The sequence below is a fragment of the Streptomyces sp. NPDC015131 genome, from assembly GCF_043079975.1.
In the GTDB taxonomy this organism is placed as follows: domain Bacteria; phylum Actinomycetota; class Actinomycetes; order Streptomycetales; family Streptomycetaceae; genus Streptomyces.
Window position 1 is genome coordinate 19975 of sequence record NZ_JBIBVB010000004.1, and the last position, 19957, is coordinate 39931.

Annotated in this window: 19 protein-coding genes; 14 read left to right on the plus strand and 5 right to left on the minus strand. The window is 74.7% G+C overall.

Annotation, left to right across the window (positions count from 1 at the left end; genetic code table 11):
• The first annotated feature begins 150 nt into the window (after positions 1-150).
• Positions 151-1002: a LysR substrate-binding domain-containing protein gene (locus ACF08D_RS16040; RefSeq protein ID WP_392223229.1), complete on the plus strand. Its 852-nt coding sequence runs from the start codon at positions 151-153 to the stop codon at positions 1000-1002.
• A gap of 7 nt (positions 1003-1009) precedes the next feature.
• Here the strand turns inward: ACF08D_RS16040 and ACF08D_RS16045 are convergent, their stop codons facing one another.
• Positions 1010-1372: a DoxX family protein gene (locus ACF08D_RS16045; protein WP_392223230.1), complete on the minus strand. Its 363-nt coding sequence runs from the start codon at positions 1370-1372 to the stop codon at positions 1010-1012.
• A gap of 363 nt (positions 1373-1735) precedes the next feature.
• Between ACF08D_RS16045 and ACF08D_RS16050 the strand changes: the two genes are divergently transcribed.
• Positions 1736-2788 (plus strand): Kelch repeat-containing protein, encoded by a 1053-nt coding sequence (locus ACF08D_RS16050; protein ID WP_392223231.1) that lies wholly within the window; start codon positions 1736-1738, stop codon positions 2786-2788.
• 128 nt (positions 2789-2916) lie between these two features.
• On the opposite strand, the gene ACF08D_RS16055 is transcribed toward ACF08D_RS16050, so the two are convergent.
• Genes ACF08D_RS16055 through ectA form a run of 3 tightly spaced genes read right to left on the minus strand, consistent with a single transcriptional unit; the run spans position 2917 to position 4825 of the window.
• Positions 2917-3354, minus strand: coding sequence for a hypothetical protein (locus ACF08D_RS16055; RefSeq protein WP_392223232.1), 438 nt, complete (start codon positions 3352-3354; stop codon positions 2917-2919).
• Between the two features lie 56 nt (positions 3355-3410).
• A complete protein-coding gene (locus ACF08D_RS16060; RefSeq protein ID WP_392223233.1) occupies positions 3411-4247 on the minus strand; it encodes an enoyl-CoA hydratase-related protein in 837 nt (278 codons plus the stop codon).
• Positions 4244-4825 (minus strand): diaminobutyrate acetyltransferase, encoded by a 582-nt coding sequence (ectA, locus tag ACF08D_RS16065; RefSeq protein ID WP_392223234.1) that lies wholly within the window; start codon positions 4823-4825, stop codon positions 4244-4246. The genes ACF08D_RS16060 and ectA overlap by 4 nt, the downstream gene beginning before the upstream one ends.
• 890 nt (positions 4826-5715) lie before the next feature.
• Between ectA and ACF08D_RS16070 the strand changes: the two genes are divergently transcribed.
• From ACF08D_RS16070 to ACF08D_RS16125, 12 genes are all read left to right on the plus strand, one after another.
• On the plus strand, positions 5716-5988 hold the full coding sequence (locus tag ACF08D_RS16070) for an acyl carrier protein (RefSeq protein ID WP_392223235.1): 273 nt from the start codon (positions 5716-5718) through the stop codon (positions 5986-5988).
• A complete protein-coding gene (locus ACF08D_RS16075; protein ID WP_392223236.1) occupies positions 5985-7259 on the plus strand; it encodes an acyl carrier protein in 1275 nt (424 codons plus the stop codon). The genes ACF08D_RS16070 and ACF08D_RS16075 overlap by 4 nt, the downstream gene beginning before the upstream one ends.
• A complete protein-coding gene (locus ACF08D_RS16080; protein WP_392223237.1) occupies positions 7256-8764 on the plus strand; it encodes a class I adenylate-forming enzyme family protein in 1509 nt (502 codons plus the stop codon). The genes ACF08D_RS16075 and ACF08D_RS16080 overlap by 4 nt, the downstream gene beginning before the upstream one ends.
• Complete coding sequence (locus ACF08D_RS16085) at positions 8757-10109, plus strand: type III PLP-dependent enzyme (RefSeq protein WP_392223238.1); 1353 nt, start codon at positions 8757-8759, stop codon at positions 10107-10109. Before ACF08D_RS16080 ends, ACF08D_RS16085 begins: the two co-directional genes overlap by 8 nt.
• 139 nt (positions 10110-10248) lie before the next feature.
• Positions 10249-10503: an acyl carrier protein gene (locus ACF08D_RS16090; RefSeq protein WP_392223239.1), complete on the plus strand. Its 255-nt coding sequence runs from the start codon at positions 10249-10251 to the stop codon at positions 10501-10503.
• Positions 10500-11669: an acyl-CoA dehydrogenase family protein gene (locus ACF08D_RS16095; protein WP_392223240.1), complete on the plus strand. Its 1170-nt coding sequence runs from the start codon at positions 10500-10502 to the stop codon at positions 11667-11669. The genes ACF08D_RS16090 and ACF08D_RS16095 overlap by 4 nt, the downstream gene beginning before the upstream one ends.
• Entirely contained in the window at positions 11662-12711 is a 1050-nt protein-coding gene (locus ACF08D_RS16100) for a 4'-phosphopantetheinyl transferase family protein (protein ID WP_392223241.1), read from the plus strand. The genes ACF08D_RS16095 and ACF08D_RS16100 overlap by 8 nt, the downstream gene beginning before the upstream one ends.
• Before the next feature lie 109 nt (positions 12712-12820).
• Complete coding sequence (locus ACF08D_RS16105; protein ID WP_392223242.1) at positions 12821-13894, plus strand: hypothetical protein; 1074 nt, start codon at positions 12821-12823, stop codon at positions 13892-13894.
• A 6-nt stretch (positions 13895-13900) separates the two neighbouring features.
• Positions 13901-15595, plus strand: coding sequence for an amino acid adenylation domain-containing protein (locus ACF08D_RS16110; RefSeq protein ID WP_392223243.1), 1695 nt, complete (start codon positions 13901-13903; stop codon positions 15593-15595).
• Between the two features lies 1 nt (position 15596).
• The gene (locus ACF08D_RS16115) at positions 15597-16121 is read left to right on the plus strand and encodes a flavin reductase family protein (RefSeq protein WP_392223244.1); all 525 of its coding nucleotides are present in this window, start codon (positions 15597-15599) and stop codon (positions 16119-16121) included.
• Between the two features lie 52 nt (positions 16122-16173).
• Positions 16174-17433, plus strand: coding sequence for an aspartate aminotransferase family protein (locus ACF08D_RS16120; RefSeq protein WP_392223245.1), 1260 nt, complete (start codon positions 16174-16176; stop codon positions 17431-17433).
• Positions 17434-17505: 72 nt separating this feature from the next.
• Complete coding sequence (locus tag ACF08D_RS16125) at positions 17506-18180, plus strand: LysE family translocator (protein ID WP_392223246.1); 675 nt, start codon at positions 17506-17508, stop codon at positions 18178-18180.
• Positions 18181-18202: 22 nt separating this feature from the next.
• Here ACF08D_RS16125 and ACF08D_RS16130 read toward each other — a convergent pair whose 3' ends face one another.
• Positions 18203-19936 carry a SulP family inorganic anion transporter gene (locus tag ACF08D_RS16130; protein WP_392223247.1) on the minus strand — a complete coding sequence of 578 codons (1734 nt, stop codon included), beginning with the start codon at positions 19934-19936 and terminating at the stop codon, positions 18203-18205.
• Positions 19937-19957: the final 21 nt, after the last annotated feature.

Consider the following 19957-nt stretch of genomic DNA (forward strand, 5'->3'; position numbering starts at 1 on the left):
CACTTGCGGTAAAACTATACCGGTATTTGAATAGGGAGGGCACATCGGTTCCCGGGCCCGGTCCGGAGCGGGGCGCGCTGAACGGTGGGGATGGGCGTATTCGGGTACGCCCGCGACGGGCCCAATACCGTGTGGGTATCGTCCCTGGCCATGGACCTGCGTACCCTGCGGTACTTCGTGGCCGTGGCCGAGGAGCTGCACTTCGGCCGGGCCGCCGCCCGGCTGTACATGAGCCAGCCTCCCCTCAGCCGGGCGATCAAGCAGCTGGAGGCCGACCTCGGCGCCTCCCTGCTCGAGCGCTCCCCCGCGGGGGTGACGCTCACCCCGCCCGGCGCGACGCTCCTGGAGGAGGCGCGCGCCCTGCTCGACCGGGCCGACCAGGTACGGGTGCGGGTGGCCGCGGCGGCCGGGGCCACGGTTCTCACGGTCGGGCTGCTGGGGGACACCACCGACCCGGGTGCGCAGCGGCTGGCCGCCGCGTACCGGCGCCGGCACCCGGATGTCGAGGTGCGCATCCGCGAAACCGACCTCACCGACCCGACGTGCGGGCTGCGCGCCGGGCTGGTCGACGTCGCCCTGACCCGCGCACCGTTCGACGAGACAGGCCTGACCGTGCGTGAGCTGCGGGTCGACCCGGTGGGCGCGGTGCTGCGCGCCGACGACCCGCTGGGCCGCCGAGACCGGCTGACTCTGGCCGACCTGGCGGGACGGCGCTGGTTCCGGTTCCCGGACGGCACCGACCCGCTCTGGCGGGCGTACTGGAACGGAGGCGAGCCCCGCGAGGGCCCGGTCGTGCGCGGCGTGCAGGAGTGCGTGCAGGCAGTGCTGTGGAACGGCACGGTCGGGATGGCCCCGCTCGGCCACGACCTGTCCGAGGACCTGGCCGTCGTTCCGCTGACCGACATGGCGCCGAGCCGCGTCGTGGCGGCGTGGAACGACGGTGACACGAACCCGCTGCTGCGGTCGTTCGTACGGATCGCCACGACCGCCTACCGCCCCTGAGTGGTCATCACCACCATGCCGCGGCCAGCAGGCCGGTGACGGCTGCCGTGATCAGGAGCGTGGCGTTGAGGGCGATACGGCGGTCCCCGCGCCGCAGATGCACCCCGGTCGCGCCGATCTGCAGGACCACGAACCCGGTGGCCGCGACCAGTGCGAGCCCGGGTGCCACGCCGGTGAGCGGCGGGAGCACCAGTCCGAGCGCGCCGAGGACTTCGACCACACCGATCGTCCGGACGAGCGGCAGTGGTGTGCGGTCCACCCAGGCCATCATCGGCAGCAACTGCTCCTGGCTCCGGACCACCTTCATCCCGCCCGCGTAGAGGTAGAAGAGGGCGAGCAGGCCGGCCAGGATCCCGTACGCGACGGTCATCTGTTTCCTCCACCGGAGGCCCGGCCGTGCTGCCCGGGTCCGTAAACCCGCCGTGTCGCGGGGGGCTTGGCGGCGCTCACCGCCTCGCCGTACGGTCCGGTCTCCGGCCGGGCGGGGTCGGCGGTCGGACCACCGTTGCTCTTCGCTTCGTCAGTCATGTCTCGATTCCACCGCCGCGGCGCGGGCCTCGTCCAAGACCTGATCCGCGGCCCCGATGCCGTACGGGTATCACCGTCCACACGGGGGGCCGGAGAAGGGGAACCGCACCGACGGGGGTACGCCGCCCGGCGCGATACCCATGCGGTATCGGGCCGCCCGTCTCGGTCTTGGACGTCTGCCGGGAGCCGCCCCGACAGTCGGGGCATGTCTCTTTCTCGACGAAGCGCTCTGAGCGCACTGGCTGGACTCTCCATCACCGCGGTCGGTCTGGCCGCGCCCCGCAGCGGCGCCCGGGCCATGGAGCCGGTCTCCGGCGACCGGGCCCTGTGGCGGGACCGGGCACCCATGCCGCAGGCCCGCGCCGAGGTGGGTGCCGCCGTGCTCGGCGGCCGCCTGTACGTGGTCGGTGGCACCCTCCAGCGTGACGGCGCGGCACCGGTGTGGGCGTCGGACGTGGTCACCAGCTACGACCCGCGCACCGACCGGTGGGCGTCGCACGCGCCGCTGCCGCGCGCGCTCACCCATGTCGCGGTGGCCGCTCTCGACGGAAGGCTGTACGCCTTCGGCGGGTTCACCGACGCGGTGCACCTGGACCCGCAACCGGCGGCCTACGTCTACCACCCGGCCGAGGACCGCTGGAGCCGGCTGCCCGACATGCCGCGGAGGCTCGGATCGGTCGCCGCCGTCGCCGTGGACGGCAGGCTCCACCTCGTCGGCGGGCGTGAGTCGACGTCCGTCGTCACACTGCCAAACCCCCCGATCTCGCTGGGATTCGGCACGGTGAACAGCCACTTCGTGTACGACCCGAGGCGGTGTCGCTGGTCCGCGGCACGGCCGCTGCCCGGCGAGCCTCGCGACCACGCGGGCGTCGCGGTCCTCGGCCGCGAGATTCATGTGTTCGGCGGCAGGGTGGCCGATGTGACCGACAACCTGGCGCGCCACGACGTCTACGACGCCGGTACGGGCCGCTGGAGCGCGGCCGCGCCGCTCCCCGTGCCCCGGTCGGCCGGGGCGGCGGTCGTCCTCGGCGGCCGGATCGTCTACGCCGGGGGCGAGTGCGGTTCCGGTGGGGACACGTTCGGCGACGTGACCGTGTACGACCCCGTGTCGGACGGTTGGTCCGCCGCCGGCTCCCTGCCCCGGGGCCGGCACGGTTTGGGGGCAGGGGCGGTGCACGGCCGTGCGTACTTCGCCGCAGGCGCGCCCGCCTGCGGTGGCGGTGCATCGAAGGACCTGGTGGAGCTGCGGCTGAGGTAGGCCGGGGTGGTGTCCGGCGGGGTGTCTCGATCCCGCCGGACACCACCGGCGGGCTCACCCCTGGCCGGTTCCGGCACGTGTGCACTGAAGGAGCGTGTCGTGTCGCACCCGGTACGGCGCCTCCGCCGTCAGGCCGCCATGGCCACCGTGCGGTCGGCCGGGTGGTTCAGGGGGCGGTCGCGCCGTGGGACGCGGGTGGCGGCTCGGAGGCGGGAGGCGGCGGCCGCGCAGTGGTACGCGTGCAGCTGGTGGAGGACCGCTTCGCGCTGGGCGGGTGACCCGGTGGCGCCGTCCAGGGCGAGCTCCACGTGGTAGGTCCCGTCGGTGGAGCCGTCCGGGGCGAGGTGGGTGACGTGGAAGGTGCACAACAGGCGCCCGCTCGCGGCCATGCGCCGGAGGCGGCAGCGTATGCGGGTCTCGGGGTAGTGGACGTCGATCGTGTCGTCCGTGCAGGAGATGTGCCGGGCGTTGCCGGCCCGGGGGTCGGTGATGATGAGCGCGAAGCGGGTCGCGAGGCCGCGGACGAGGGCGGGCCGGGGCCGGCGGCGGGGCGGGGCCTGAGTCACGGAGTTCTCCCTGGGGTGTGGGGTCCGGCGACAAGGTGGCGGGTGCTGCGCGGGGGTCAGAGTGCCGGGGCGGGGCTCGTACGGTCCGGGGTGGCCGGGGCGGGTGGGCTGCGGTGCAGCCGGGCGGTCATGGCCCGGGCGAGGCCGTCGGGGCCGGTGTGCGCGGAGTTCCAGCGGGTGGCGTGGTCGAGGCCCTGGGTGACGGCATCGCGGTGCGCGGTGTCGAGGGTGCGTTTGATGCCTTCCAGGACGGGGGCGGGGTGCCGGCTCGCCTCCGCGTTGAGGCGGCGGGCGGCGTCGTGCAGTGCGGCACGGTCGTCGAACACGTCGTTGACCAGGCCGATACGGGCGGCACGGGCGGCGTCCACGGTGCGGCCGGTGAACGCCAGCTCGCGCAGGTGGCCCTGGTTGACGAGCAGGGGCAGCCGCTGGAGTCCGCCGAGGTCGGCGACGACTCCGAGCTCCGCCTCGGGCAGCGCGAAGCGGGCGCGGCGCGTGGCGTAGCGGATGTCGCAGGCGCTGATCAGTTCCAGGGCGGCGCCGGTGCATTCGCCGTCGACGAGGGCGGTGACGGGTTTGGGGCAGTCGGCGACGGCGGCCACCGCCTGCTGGAGGCGGCGCACGTCGGTGTCCATGAAGCCGGGGTCCTTGGAGCGCTGGGCGCGCCGCAGCCGTACGACGTACCAGCGCAGGTCCATGCCGACGGAGAAGAGGTCGCCCGCGCCGGTCAGGGCGATGGAGCGGATGTCGTCGCGCTCCCGGGCGTCCTCCATGAGGTCGCGCAGGTCGTCCCAGAACGTTCCGCCGAGGGCGTTGCCCGTGCCGCTGCCGTGCAGGGTGACCAGGGCGAGGCCGTCCTCCCGCACGGTGAGGTCGAGGGGGGCGTGGCTCATCGGGGGCTCGCCGCGGTGAGCGGGGCGGACGCCGCGGGGGTGGGGCCGGGGGTGCGGGTGGGGGCGGGGAGCGCGGGGGTCATCCGGTACAGCACCTCGGGCGGGTGGGCGTGCGGTTCGTCGGCCGGGAAGTCCTCCGTCGCGAAGAGGGTCTCGGTGTGCACGTCGAGTCCCCGTTCCTGGGCGAACTTGCGGAGCATCAGGGCGACGGCCCGGTTGCCGGGGTTGATGGTGGTCTCCAGGCTGGTGACGCCGTGCTCGGCGGCGCGGTCCGCCAGTTCGTGCATCATCCGCACGGCCAGGCCGGGGGCGTTGACCTGCGGGTCGACGGCCGACTGCCAGGCCATCAGGGTGTCGGGGCTGCGGGGGCGGACGTACGCGGTGACGAAGCCGACGAGCCGGCCGGTCTCGTCGGTCGCCACGACGGAGGTGCCGGCGAAGTCGCGGAACCACAGGTTGTAGTAGTACGTGCTGTTGGTGTCCAGGATCTCGGAGTCCCGCACCAGCCGCCATACGGCCGGGGCGTCCGTCGGTCGGGGCGCGCGCAGGGTGAAGCGTGGGGCGGGTGAGTCGCTCATCAGGCGTGGGGCCTTCCCGGTCGGAGGGCGCGGAAGCGCCCGTACGAGGGCATGGGCAGGGGCACGGACAGGGAGGTCCGTGAATTCCGCGACGGCGGTTCGCGTGGTCCGGCGCAGGGGTTGGGGGTGGGGGATCCGGAATTTCGCGTGTGGGTTTTTCGGCGGTGACGGCTGCGTCTGCTCGATGTGACGTGCGCGTCTCTTCGATTGACGGTTGCGTCTCTTCTCTTCCTCTTTCCAGAAAGAGCCCGGACTTTACGAGTTCGTGAACAAGCGCGGGCGGGAGACAGCAAATGACCTTTCTCCGTGTCTAGCACAGGGCGACCGAACCGCGCCAGAACCAACAAGAATCTTCACATGTCCGGGCGTCCACGCACCGTGAGGTCGCACGGCCGCCGGGGTGGGTGTCTTGATTTCGCAAGCGCGCCAAGATCTTTTTCCCCGCCTCCTCCGGCCTCTCGGATGCGCCATCAAGTCGCTTGCGCACCTGCCTCGTTGGGCTGTGCCCTGGGATCTCTCACAGAGGGTGAGCGCGGTGCCGATTGCCTCGGCGCCGCGCCCGGGCGCTTTCGCAGCGGGTGGCACTCCGGGGCGATTTTTGGACAGTTGCGGTTCTGTTTCGCATGGAGTTGATCGGGATGGCTAGTCGTACCGTCGCGCACCGCTGTTCGCTTTCCCGAACTTCATTTCACAGGGCATCCGACGTGTCGCCTGCTCACCGGCGCACCGGGTGATGACGGGGCGACCACACACGTCGGTGCGCTCCCGCCGGAAAATTTCCTCATCCCCGCTCGACCACTGCTCGGGCTCACCGCCGGGCGCCTCGCGCCTTCCCTTCCAGCCCGCCCGCATCGACTTTCGTATCCCGTACGCGGAGGAGACACCCGTACATGACCACCGATGACGTCTTGCACACCCTCGCCCCCCTGCTCCGTGCACGCGCCGAGTCCCCGCCGCCCGACCGCGGCGGCCTGACGCCGGACACCCGGCTGGAACAAGACCTGCACATGGACTCGATGACGATCGTGCATGTGCTGGAGGACATCGAGGAGTCCTTCGACCTGACCATCCCCGACGAGCGGCTCGCCGACCTCTACACGGTCGGCGACCTGGTCGACATCGTGCGCACCGCCGGCACGGCGACGCAGGGCCGCGCCGCGTGAGCGCCCCCACCCGCTGCACGCCCGCGTCGGAGCTGACCGAACCGCTGACCGACCCGCTGGCCGAGGCGATCCGGGGCATCGACACCACGGCGCTGGACTGCGTCCAGGTGAACGCCGCCGTGCTCGCCGACGCCGCGCACGGGAGCGGCACCCATCGGGAACTCGGTGGCCGGCTACGGTTCACCACCCGTTCCCGCACCACCGGGGCCCTGCCCACCGTCGAGCAGCAACCGGTGGACCAAGTGCGCCAGTTGGCCGGACCGCTCGGGCTCGCCCTGGACATCGGGGCACCGGTCACCGAGGGAGCGGCCCTGCTGGACCGGCTGCCCGCGGACGGCGGCGCGTTGTACGTCGTCGGCGACGCGTACCGCATGCCGTGGCTGCCGTACCACGGCCACCAGCACATGGACCACAGCCTGCTGCTGCGCGCCACGGACGGCGGCGCCCGGGTGGAGGCGGTCGACGCCTACGACAACGAGACCCCCTACGGCAGGGCCGAGCCGGTGATCTGCTCCTACGAACGGGCGCAGGCGGCCGCGCTGTTCGACGGCGCGCCGGCCGTCCCGGTGTCGGTACGCCCCCTTCCGGGTCCGGGTGCCGCCCGCGAACCGGTGGCGCGGACGCTGGCCCGCAACGCCGAGGACGCCGCCCTGCTGCTCGCCGGGGACGCGCCCGAACGGTACGCCCATGCCTTCCGCGACCTCTCCGACCAGTCGGCGGCGTGCACCGCGCTGCTGCTGGAGACCTGGCTGCTCGCCCGGTCGCGGCGGCTGCACGCCGCCTGGGTGGCCGACCGGGCGCCCGGTTCCGCCCACGCCTCGGCCGCCGCCGAGCGGGCCGCCGCCTGGGACGAGCTGGCCGGCCAGTGCTACCTGGCCTCGCGCCGCGTCCAGCGTGGCCGGCCCGTGCCCCCGCAGATCCACACCACCCTCGCGCGGCTGCTGCGCGCGGACGCCGAGCTGGCCGTCGAAGCGGCCCGTACCGGATCAGGAGACCCCATGCCCGACCCCGCGCAGATACGCCGGACGGTGACGGACACCGTCGCCGACGTCCTCGGCGCCGACCCCGCGGCCGTCGCCGGTACCGACGACCTGAGCCGGCTGGAGGGTTTCGCCTCCTTCCAGATGGTGGAGACGGTGGAACGCCTGGAGGACGCCTACGGAGTGGAGTTCGCCCCCGGCGACCTTCAGCCCGCGGTGCTCCGCAGCGTCGACGGCCTGGTGGGCCTCGTCGTCCGCACCACCGAGGGCCTGGAGGTGGCGCACTCGTGAACGCGTACCCGAAGGCCACCGTGCTGCACGAACTGCTCGACGCGCCCGTCGCCGACCCCGCCCGCCCCGCGGTCACCTGCGCGGACATCACCCTCACCCGCGCCGAACTGGTGGCGGCGAGCCACCGCCACGCGGCCGCCCTCCGGGCCCGCGGCCTCGGCCGGGGCGACCGTCTGGTGGTGACCAGTGACGCCGGTCCGGCGCTGGTGCCCCTGCTCTTCGGGGCCTCCCGGCTCGGCGTGGTCTTCTCCGTCCTGCACGACCAGGTGCGCGGGGACGTGCTGCGGCACGTGCTGGCCGACTGCGAACCCGCCCTCGTCGTCGCCGCGTCGGCGACCACCCGTGACGCGGCCGGCGAGGCGGGGGTCCCCGCCCTCTCCCCGCGGGACCTCGACACCGAGGCGTCCGCCGCCCCCGCACCGCACGGTGCCGTACCCGGACCGCTGCCGGTGGACCCGGTGTGCCTGATCTACACGTCCGGCACCACGGCGATGCCCAAGGCCGTCGTCTCCACCCACCAGCAGATGATGTTCGCCGTCCACGCCATCGCGGAACGGCTGGGCTACCGCGACGACGACACCGTCTACTGCCCGCTGCCGCTCTCCTTCGACTACGGCCTCTACCAGGTGTTCCTTTCCGTGCTCGCGGGCAGCCGCCTGTGGCTCGGCTCGGCCGCCGAGTCCGGCCCGGCGCTCCTGGCCAACCTGCTGCGCAGCCGGGCCACCGTCCTGCCGGCCGTACCGCCGGTGTCGGCGGCGCTGCTGCGGCTGCTGCGCCGGCGCGGCGGGGAGCGCCCGCCGCTGCGCCTGCTCACCAACACCGGTGCCGCCCTGCCCGCCGATGTGCCGCGCGGGCTGCGCGAGGTGCTGCCCGAGCTGCGCGTGCAGCTCATGTTCGGGCTCACCGAGTGCAAGCGGCTCACCATCGCGGAGCCCGACGAGGACCTGGTCCGCCCCGGCAGCTGCGGCCTGCCGCTCACCGGCACCGAGGTGTTCGTGGTGGACGAGGCCGGCGAGCGGCTGCCCGCCGGGGAGGTCGGCGAGATCACCGTACGCGGCCCGAACGTGATGGCGGGCTACTGGCGCCGCCCCGAACTGACCGCCGCCCGCTTCCCCCGGCGCGACGGGCTCTTCCCCGAGCTGCGCACCGGGGACTACGGGTGGACCGACGAGGCGGGGCGGCTCTACTTCGCCGGCCGGCGGGACGACATCTACAAGCAGGACGGGTTCCGGGTCAGTGCCATCGAGGTCGAGGCCGCCGCCCGCAGGCTGCCCGACGTGGAGACCGCGGCGGTGCTCACCCCCGACGCCTCGCGCCCGGAGGCCGTGCTGGTGGTCACCGGCACCGCCGACCCCGCGACCGTGCTGTCCCGGCTGCGCGAGCACCTGGAGGACTACAAGGTCCCCGCGGTGTGCCACACCGTGGAGGCACTGCCCGTCAACGCCAACGGCAAGACGGCCAAGGCGGTCCTGGCCGGGCAGCTCGCGGAGGCCGGCCGTGTCTGAGACCCTCCACCGCGCCGCGCCCGCGCCCGGGGCGGCGGTCGTGCCGCACGGGCTCACCACCCCCGCGTACGTCTACGACCTGGCCCGGGTACGGGCCGCCCACGACCGGCTCCGCTCCTGGCTGCCGCGCCCCAGCGAGCTGTACTACTCGCTCAAGGCCAACCCCCATCCCGAGGTGGTGGCCGCGCTGTACGCCCTGGGCTGCCGGGCCGAGGTCAGCTCACCCGGCGAGCTGGACGCCGCCCTGGCGGCCGGGGTGCCCGCCCGCGACATCCTCTACACCGGCCCCGGCAAGCGCGACCAGGACGTGGACGGGGCGCTCGCGGCCGGGGTGCGCGACTTCGCGGTGGACTCCACGTGGGGCATCGACCAGCTGGACCGGGCCGCCGCCCGGCACGGGGTGCGCGTCACCTACCTGCTGCGCGTCAACCCGGGCGGCGGCAGCCGCGGGGCGGGGCTGCGCATGACGGGTGACCCCTCCGCGTTCGGCGCCGACGCCGGGGACGTCGAGGCCCGTCCGGGGCGCTACACCGGGGGCGAGCACGCCCGTATCGACGGGCTGCACCTCTATCTGGCCACCAACATCGCCGACGAGCAGGCACTCGGCGACTCCTTCAGCGAGGCCGTCCAGGTGGCCCGGGTGCTGCACAAGGCGCTCGGCGTGCCCCTGCGGACCATCGACCTGGGCGGCGGCTTCGGCGCCCCCTACGCCCGGGAGGGCGACCTGCCCGCGTACCCCGGCCTGGCCGCCCGGCTGGCCGGCGAGCTGGACGAGGCACTGCCCGGCTGGCGGGACGGCGCCCCCACGGTGGCGTTCGAGTCGGGCCGCTATCTGACCGCCACCTGCGGGCAGTTGCTCACCCGGGTGCTGGACGTGAAGCAGTCGCACGGGCAGCGGGTCGTCGTCCTGGACACCGGCATCAACCACCTCGGCGGCATGGCCGGCCTGCGCCGGGTGCCACCGCTGCACCCCGATGTCGTCCGGCCCGACGACGGCCACGGAACGCCGTCGCCGCCGGTCGCGGACGACGCCGAGCCGACCGGGGCGCCGGGGCCGACCGAGCCACCCGGGCCGATCGGGGCGGCCGGGCCGACCGGGGCGCCTGGGCCGGCCATGATCTGCGGGCCGCTGTGCACCCCGCTGGACACCTGGGCGCGCTCGCACCCCCTGCCCGCCGTCGCACCCGGCGACCTGCTCGCCGTGCCCAACACCGGTGCGTACGGCCTGCACGCCAGCCTGGTGCTGTTCCTCGGCCACCCGGCCCCGCTGGAGGTCGTCACCGACGGCGGGCGGGTCCTGCGCAGCGACCGGCTGGACTTCGTCCGCCGGACCGCCGAGAGCTGACCTCGCGTCACTTCGGCCGGGCGGCCCCGGACTCCGGGCCGCGGCGCCGACGTCCCCGTACGGACGGCCGCGCCTGCCCTGCTCGTAACAGCACGTCCCACCTCACCGCATCACACGCGATTCCCGACGGGAGACTCCCATGGACCAGATATTCGTCGACACCCTCCGTCCCCACCTGCGCTACCTCGACCCCGGCCAGGAGCTGCGGCCCGAGGACCGGCTGCGTGACCTGGGGCTCAACTCCATGCAGGCCATCGACCTCGTCTTCGACCTGGAGGACAACGTCGGGGTGCTGCTCCCCGACGACCAGCTCACCGATGCCAACTTCGAGACCGCGGGCACCCTGTGGGCGGCCGTGCAGAGCGCGCGCTCCGGCGACCTGGCGAACCGGTGAGGGCCCTCGCCCCGGAGCCGGCCGGGCGGCTGGCTCCGGTCCTGGAGACCATCGGGCAGCACGCGGCCGAGAGCGACGACAAGGCGGCCTTCCCGCTGGAGGGCCTGAACGCCCTGCGCGCCTCCGGCCTCCTGGGCCTGCTGGTCCCGGCCGCACACGGCGGGCTGGACGGCACCGTGGCGGACCTGCTGGCCGTGTCCCAGCAGATCGCCCGCCACGACATGTCCGCCGCGATGGTCTTCGCCATGCACGGCCAGCAGGTCGCCGCCCTGGTGCACCACGCCTCCGACGAGCTGTGCGAACGGGTGCTGCCACGGGTCGCCCGCGGGGAGCTGTACCTCGGCTCGGTGACCACCGAGGCCGGAAAGGGCGGGCACCTGCTCAGCTCCCAGACGGACACCGAGCGCGACGGGGACCTCGTCCGGCTCGACCGGATGGCGCCCATCGTCACCGGCGGCGCCCACGCCGACGCCTACCTGATCACCGTCCGCGCCCCGGGCGCCACCTCGGACGGGCAGGTGTCCCTGGTCTACGCGGAGCGCGACCAGCTGGACGTGCAGGTCCTCGGCGGCTGGGACCCCCTGGGCATGCGCGGAACGCACAGCGTCCCCATGCGGTTCACCGGCGCCGTACCGCACGACCAGGTCGTCGGCGCCCACGGTGACTTCCGGCGGGTCACCGTCGACGTCTTCGCCCCGCTCGCCCACCTCGGCTGGAGCGCCTGCTGGCTCGGCACGGCGGCCGGCGCCCTGTCCCGCACGATACGGCTGCTCCGCAGCCCCGAGGAGCGGCGCCGCCGGGACCTCAAGAGCGAGCTGCTGCTGACCCGGCTGTCCCGGGCGCGCCAGCGCATCGACACGGTCCAGGCCATGCTCAGCCACGCCACCGGCGTCTACGAGACCCTCTCGGAGGCCGAACGCGGCGGCGCGCCCTGGCAGTTGCTCGTCAACGCGCTCAAGGTGACGGCGTCCGAGCAGTGCCTGGCCGCCGTGGAGGAGCTGGTCGAGCTGGTGGGCCTGCGCCACGGGTACCTCCGCAACCAGCCGCTCGCCCTGGAGCGCGCCCTGCGCGACCTGCGCTCCGCGTCGCTGAACTACGCCAATGACCGGCTCCATCTGGCCAATGGCTCGCTCAGCCTGCTGGACCAGGAGACGACCCTTGTCTGAGACTCTCACCGTCCCCGAGCGGGGAGCCCTTGCCGCCGCGCACCGTACCGGGCGCGGGACGGCCGGGCGGGAAGGTGTCCCGGTGCTCGGGCTGTGGAGGCCCGCGCCCGGTGTGGTCGTCGCCCTGGCGCGCGTCGAGGAGGTGCTGGCCTCGCCCCCGGAGCTGGCGCGGTTACGGCCGCGGGAGCACCGGTCGGCCGCGGCGATGGCCTCCTGGCGCGGCCGGGAACACCTGGCCGGCCGCGCGCTGTTGCGGCTGCTCCTCGCCCTGGAGCGGGGCGAGGCGGAGGCCCGGCTGCCGGTGGTGCCCGAACCGGCGGGGCGTCCCTGGCTGCCCGGGCGGCCCGGTACGGGGGTCAGCGTCTCGCACAGCGGTGCCTACACCCTCGCCGCCGTGGCCGACGGACTGGACGTGGGCGTCGACGTCCAGGTGCCCCGCCCTCCGTCACCGGGCATGCTGCGCCGCTGCTGCCCTCCGCCGACGGCGGCCCGGCTGGCGGCTCTGTCGGCCCTGGCGCCCGACCGGGCCGCCAGCGCCTTCGCGCGCGTCTGGGCCGTGCAGGAAGCCTGCGTGAAGGCGCGTGGCACCGGCCTGTCCGGCGCGCCCTGGCGGGTGCCGGCCGACCCGGACACCATGACCGGCACCTGGCGTGCGGTGCGGTGGCTCCGGCTGCCGTGGCCGGTGCGGGCTTGCGCCTCGGCGGGGGCCGGGGCCGGAGCCGCCGCTGAGGGGGTGGGGGACGCCGCTGCGGGGGCGGGGGACGCCGCTGAGGGGGCGGGGGACGCCGCTGAGGGGGCGGTGGGCCCCGCTGAACCGGCCGCGCTCGCCTGTGCCTTCGGCCCGCCCGTACGCGATGCGGGTGCGGGTGCGGGTGCCGACGACCTTACGGGTGCGGATGCCCGTACGGGTGCCGATGCCCGTACGGGGGCGGATGCCCGTACCGATGCCGATGCCCGTACGGGTGCCGATGCCCGTACCGATGCCGATGCCCGTACCGCCGATCGTCCGCCCGCCGCCGCTTGCCGGCGCGCAGCGCCGTGATGGTGCGCCTGGCCTGTGGCCGCCCCGCCGCCCGGGTGGCTCCCGCCGCGCGGGGCTCCCCCGCCGGCCGGAGGCGCCGTACCCGTCCCGCCTTCCGTAAAGGACCTCTATGCGTACTGATCCCACCCCGCCCGCCGGCCTGGGCCTGAGCTGCTACACGGAGAATCTCGCCGGCTACCTCTCCGCCCGCGACCCCCGCTCCACCGACCTGCTGGCCCGCTCCGTGCGCCTCGCGGTCGATCCCGCGACCGGTGCCTTCTCGCACCACGACCGGGCCCTGAACAACCTGCCCGGCGGCCGTCGGCTCGGCTACCGGGGCGCCCCCGACGCCAGGACCGCCCTCGCCGGGATCGGCGCCGAACTGGCCGCCCGTGGCCGGGTCCTGGTCGTCGCGGACAGCGGGGCACTGCCCTGGCTCACCGGCTCCGCCGACGACCACGCGCCGCACCTGCTCGTGGTCGACGGCCGGGAGGCGGACGGGCACTGGCACCTCGTCGACGCCTTCACCGCGCTGTTCAGCGGCGGCGGCTCCCAGGAGCCCTTCGCCGGGTCGGTGTCCGACGAGGAGTTCGGGGACCTGCTGGCGTTCCCCCGGGGCCTCACCCCGGTGCACCGCACCCGTAACGCCCTGGCCTTCGGCTTCCCGGTGCCCCCGCCGGAGCACGAGACGTACCAGTGGCTGGCCGAGGAACCGGGCGCCACCGACGAGCGGTTGCCCGGCGGCCCCTGGCTGACCGGCGCCGCCGCCCTGGGGGAGACCGCACGACTGCTGCTGGCGGACATGGCGAGCATCGCGGACGTGGAGGACACAACGGGCGACGGGTCGCGCGGGGTGCTGGAGGACACCTGGGCGGCGGCGCAGCACCACCTGTTCCGCGACGCCCACCTGCTGGCCTCGGTGGACGCCGGGCTGTCCCCGTCGGAGCGGCAGGCGGTGGCCGCCACCACGGCGAAGTGGCGGGAACTCCCCCGGATGCTGCGTTTCGCCGCCAACTCCGCCCGGCGGGGGCGCCCCCGGCCGTCGCTGGTCACCGGCGCGTTCACCGCGCTGGCCGAGCTGGAGGCCGCCGCCTCTCCGCTGCACGCCGCCCACGGGTACGGCGGCCCCACCGCCCGGCCCGCCGAAGCCGGTACCGCGCTCGGCGCCCGGCTCTCCGACACTCACGCCCCGCAGGGAGGATGATCCCCGGTGCCGACCTCGTCATCGCTGACCCTCTGGGACCGGTTCGCCCGCACGGCCGACCGGCACCCCGACCGCACGGCCCTCGTCGCCGGCTCCACCGCCCTGACCTACGCCGGGCTGCGGGAGCACGCCGAGGCGCTGGCCGCCCGGCTGGCCGGGGGCGCCGCGCCACCGCCCCGGGTCGCCCTCCTCGCGGAGCGCACCCCCGCCACGTACGCCGCCTACCTGGCGGTGCAGCGGCTGGGCGCGGCGGTCGTGCCCCTCAACCCGGCCGCGCCGCCCGACCGCAACGAGACCGTGGTGCGGCAGGCGGGCGCCGCGCTGGTGCTGGCCGACGCCGCCGCCGACGCCCGACCGGCGGGGCGGGCCGCACCGCTGGTCCCGGTCAACCTCACCGGCACTCCCGGCGGGCGGGAGGCGCTGGACGGTGTTCCCGGCCCGGGTCCGCAGGACGTCGCGTACATCCTGTTCACCTCCGGCTCCACCGGGCGGCCCAAGGGCGTCGTCATCCGCCATGCCAACACCGACGCCTATCTGCGGCACGCGGTCGAGCGCACCGGTGCCGGGGTGGACAGCCGGATGTCGCAGACCTTCGACCTGACCTTCGACCCGTCCGTCTTCGACATGTTCGTGGCCTGGAGCACCGGCGCGGCCCTCGTCGTGCCGACCCGTGACGAGCTGATGGACCCGGTGGGCTTCGTGACCGGGCACCGGCTGACCCACTGGTTCTCCGTGCCGTCGGTGGTGTCGCTGGCCGTGCGGCTGCGGCGGCTGGTACCGGGCTCCATGCCGACCCTGCGGTACGCGGCCTTCGCCGGCGAACCGCTCACGCTGCACCAGGCCGGGGCGTTCGCCGCCGCCGCTCCCGGTGCCCGGCTGGAGAACCTGTACGGTCCCACCGAGCTGACCGTCACCTGCACCGGTCACCGCCTCCCGGCCGGCCCGGACGACTGGGCGCGCACCCCGAACGGGACCGTGCCCATCGGGACCGCCCATCCCGGGGCGGAGACCCTGGTGGTGGACGAGCACCTGCGCCCGGCCGAGCGGGGTGAACTTCTGGTGCGCGGGGCGCAGCGGTTCCCCGGGTACCTCGACCCGGCGGACGACCTGGGGCGCTTCGCCACCGGTGAGCCCGCCACCGGACTCGCCCCGTACACGGGCGGGGAGTTGACCGAGTCCGCCTGGTACCGCACCGGGGACCGGGTGGAGCGCCACGGCGACGACCTGGTCCACCTGGGCCGGCTGGACAGCCAGATCAAGATCAGCGGCTACCGCGTCGAGCTGGGGGAGATCGAAGCGGCGCTGCGCTCCCGCCCCGGGGTGACCGACGCCGTCGTGGTGGCCCGCACCGACCGGCCCACCCCCGTGCTGGAGGCCGTCTACACCGGGGACGCCCAGGACTCGGGGCCGCTGCTCGGGGCCCTCCAGGAGCGGCTGCCCGGCTACATGGTGCCGCGCACCCTGCTGCGCCTGGCGGAGCTGCCGCTCAACCTCAACGGCAAGACCGACCGGGGCGCCGTGCTCGCGGCCCTCGACACCGCCCGCCGGGCGCCCTCCGCCACCGGCGGCCCCTCCCCCGCCGTCCCCGATCCCGCCGTCCCCGATCCCGTCGGCGGCCCCTCCGCCACTGGCGGTTCTGCTTCTGCCGGGCGGGCCGCCGCCGGCGACCGCCGCGTACCCCTCACGGAAGGAACCCGGTGACGTGACCGCCACCACGACCGCCGAGACCCCCACCCGGCTGCCCGGCCGGGACGAGTTCTGCACCGCCATGGCGCAGCTGGCCACCGGCGTCGCCGTCGTCACCAGCGAAGGGCCGGACGGGCCGGTGGGCTGCACCGCCAACGCCGTGCTGTCGCTGTCCACCGAACCGCCCTCGGTGCTGGTGTCGCTGGCCAGTGCCGGCCGTACGGTCCGCCACGCCCGCGACCACGGCGGCTTCGCGGTCAACATCCTCAGCTGGCAGCAGCGGGAGCTGATGGACCGCTTCGCACGGCTGCCCGCCGCCGAACGGTTCCAGGGCGTCGACTTCCGGTACGAGGAGGGCTGCCCGGTCCTGGCCGGCACCGCCGCCGCCGTGGTGTGCCGCCTCGACCAGTCGCCCACGGCGCTCGACCACACCCTGCTCATCGGCCGCGCGCTGTGGACCGGTCAGGATCCCGCCGCGCCGGCACTCGTCCTCTACCAGCGCCACCAGCACGCCGTTTCCCACTCACAGCCCCCTTCATGACACCCCGTCAGCAGTCTCCGCAGCATCCGCGTCCGAGCCAGACAGGATCAGCATGAGCGTCTTCGCCAGCATGGAGTCCGAGGTCCGCAGCTACAGCCGGGCCTGGCCGACCGTCTTCACCACCGCCCACGGCGCCGAGCTCCACGACGAGCACGGCCGCACCTACCTCGACTTCTTCGCGGGCGCCGGCGCCCTCAACTACGGCCACAATCCGCCGGAGTTGAAGGCGACGCTGCTGGAGTACCTGACCGGCGACGGCATCACCCACGGGCTGGACATGCACACCGCCGCCAAGGGCGCCTTCCTGGAGCGGCTGCGCGATCTGGTGCTCCTGCCGCGCGGTATGGACCACCGGGTCCAGTTCCCGGGGCCCGGCGGCACCAACGCGGTCGAGGCGGCGCTCAAGCTCGCCCGCAAGGTCACCGGGAGGCGCGCCGTCGGCTACTTCGAGCGCGGCTTCCACGGGATGACGCTCGGGGCGCTCGCCGTCACCGCGAACGCCGCCAAGCGCGCCGGGGCGGGCGTTCCGCTCCCCCACGCCGTCCCGGTTCCCTTCGACGACCCGGCCCTCGACGCCGAGCAGTCCGTGAGCCGGCTGGTCCGGTCCCTGGAGGCGGCGGCCGCCGACGCTCCGCTCGCGGCCGTGGTGGTGGAGACCGTCCAGGGCGAGGGCGGGGTCAATCCCGCCCGTCCGGCGTGGCTGCGGGCCCTGGCCTCGTGGACGCGGGAGCACGGCGCGCTGCTGGTGGCCGACGACATCCAGATGGGGTGCGGACGCACCGGTCCGTTCTTCTCCTTCGAGACGGCCGGAATCGTCCCCGACATCATCTGCCTGTCCAAGTCCATCAGCGGGTACGGGACGCCCATGGCCCTCACCCTGATGCGCCCCGCGTACGACGTGTGGCGGCCCGGCGAGCACAACGGCACCTTCCGGGGCTACAACCCGGCGTTCGTCACCGCCACCCGGGCCCTGGAGGTGTTCTGGTCCGACAGCGCGCTGCAGGCCAGGACCACCGCGCTGGGCGAACGGGTGGGGCGCGCCCTCGCCCGGACGGCCCGCCGCCACGGGCTGGGCGCGCCGCGCGGCCGGGGCCTGGTGTGGGGCCTGCCCTTCGACCGCCCGGGCGCGGCGCGCGAGGTGTGCGACGCCGCGTTCCGGGCGGGGCTGCTGCTGGAGACGGCGGGCCCCGGTGACGAGGTGGTCAAGCTGCTGCCGCCGCTGACGGTCGCGGACGGGCAGGTGGAGCGGGGGCTGGCGATACTCGACGAGGCGGTCGCGGCCGTCGTCGGCGAGCGGGCCCTCGTCGCCTGACCGGGCGCCGGCCCGACGAGACCCACCATCCCCCGCGGCCGGACGGGTGCGGGGCGGACGAACGGAGTACGGATGTCGGTCGACCTCATCGGCTTCCTCGGCGTGGTGCTGGTGGCGTACGTCGTGCCGGGGCCGGACTTCCTGGTGGTGGTGCGCTCGGCGGCCGAGCATCCGTCCAAGGGGCGGGCGGCGGCACTGGGCGCGCAGGCCGGGCTGTGCGTGCACATGCTGGCCGCCGCCGTCGGCCTGTCGGTGATCGCCGCCCGCTCCCCCGTGGTGTACGACGCCATCAAGCTGCTGGGCGCCGCGTACCTGGTGTACCTGGGGGTACGGGCGGTGATCGCCGCGCGCCGGGCCGCCCGGGAGCGCGCGGCGGGGAGGGGTGCGCCGGGCGACGACCGGGACGCGGCCCCGGAGCCCGCGTCGCGGGAACCGCAGCCGGCCGGGGCGCGGTGGCGCTCGGGTTTCGCCCAGGGGTTTCTGACCAATGTGCTGAACCCGAAGGCGGCGCTGTTCTTCCTCAGCATCCTGCCGCAGTTCGTGAACGGCGGCGGCTCGGTGACCGGCCAGATCTTCTTCCTGGGCATCCTCGATGTCCTGATCGGGGTGGTGTACTGGTTCGCCCTGGTCGCCGTCGCCGCACGGCTGCGTGCGCTGCTGTCCCGCCCGAAGGTCCGCCATCGCTGGGAACTGACGACCGGGTGGCTCTTCATCGCCATCGGCATCGGCGTCGCGGCGGTGGCGTGAGGCCCCCGGCGCCCGCCGGGGCTCAGCGTCGCGGGGCGGTGAACCAGGCGAAGCCCGGGGCGTGCGGGTGGACATCGGGCGGTGGGAGCGGGGGCGTGCCCGGGAGGAGCAGGTCGACGCGGGTGCCGGTCCTGCGCTGCTGGTCGGCGAACTCCTCGATCCGGGTCAGGCAGGCGTGGTCCAGGTGGGTCAGGCCCGAGAGGTCCAGCCGGACGTGCGGGGTCGCGGCGGCGGCCAGTTCCTCCAGGGCCTCGGCCAGTTGCGGAAGCCGTACGAAGGTGGCGCTGCCCGTGACGGTGAGCTGTGCCGTGGTGCCGTCGACCGTCCGGCGCAGGGTGGTGCGTGACATGCGCAGTACCGCGAGGAGGGTCGCTGCCGCCAGTCCGATCAGGACGCCCTCCAGCAGCGCCGTGGTGAAGATCGCCAGGGTGGTGACGCCCATCACGGCCGCCTCGCCCCGGTCCTGACGCCAGATCAGCCGGAACTGCTCCGGGGCGAGCAGCTTCCAGCCGCTGTGGACCAGGACGCCCGCGAGGACGGTGATGGGGATCAGAGCGAGCAGGCCGGGCGCCAGGAGGGCAAAGGCGAGCAGCCACAGCCCGTGCAGGGTGCGCGAGAGGCGGGTGCGCGCCCCGGCCTGGACGTTGGCGGAGCTGCGGGCGACGACGGCCGTCATCGGCAGGGCGCCGAGCGCGCCGCAGACGGTGTTGCCGACGCCCTGCGAGAGCAGCTCGGCGTTGTAGCGGGTGCGCGGGCCGGTGTGCATGCGGTCCACGGCGGCGGCGGTGAACAGGCTCTCCGCCGAGGCGATCACGGTGAAGGTGAGGACGGTGGCGACGACCGCCGGGTCCGCCAGGCCCGCGAGTTCGCCGGCCCCGGGCGGGTGCACGGAGCCGAGCAGGTCGCCGACCTGGAGGGTCGCGATGCCGACGCCCGGCAGTGCGGCCACGCCCATGCCGAGAACCACCGCGACGAGCGCGGCCGGTATCCGGCCGGCCGGGCCCGGCACCTTCTTCCAGAGGAAGCTGAGGGCGACGGTGGCCATGCCCAGCGCGGCCGCGGCGAGCGCGTCCGCGTCGCTGAACGTGGAGGTGAGGAGGCCCGGCAGCCCGAGGAGGTTCTCGACGGGGGTCCCCGGTGCCTTCGCGTCGGCCATGGCGTACGACTGGCCGATCATCAGCGGCAGGCCGATCCCGGCCAGCATGCCCTGGACCACCGCGACCGAGATGGCCTGGAACATGCGGCCCAGCCGGACGAGCGCCAGGGCGATCTGGAGGAGGCCGCTGACCAGGACGATGATGCCGAGCATCGCCAGGCCGTGGTCCATCACGGCGTCCGCCACCAGGGCGGCGAGCCCGGCCGCCGGGCCGCTCACCTGGATCGCGCTGCCCCGCATGAGGCCGACGACGAGGCCGCCCACGATGCCGGAGACGATGCCCAGCTCGGGTGGCGCGCCGGAGGCGACGGCCACCCCGATGCACAGTGGCAGGGCGACGAGGAACACCACGAAGGACGCGGTGATTTCGGTGCCCAGATGGGCGCCGCGCAGTTCGGCGGCGAGGCTCGGGACGGTCCCGGCCGGCCGCGCGGGGGTGGGGGTGGGGGTGCGTGTGGGGGTGGTTGTGGCGCTTTCGGGTCCGGCGTACGGAGGTGCGGCGGGCGTGCCGGTGTGCGGTGGGGACGGGGGTGGGCCGGCGGTGCGGGCGGTGGGGCGTGCGTGCCGGGCGGGTCGCCGGGTCGGGGGCGGGGAGGACACGTGGGTGCTCCTTGTACGGGG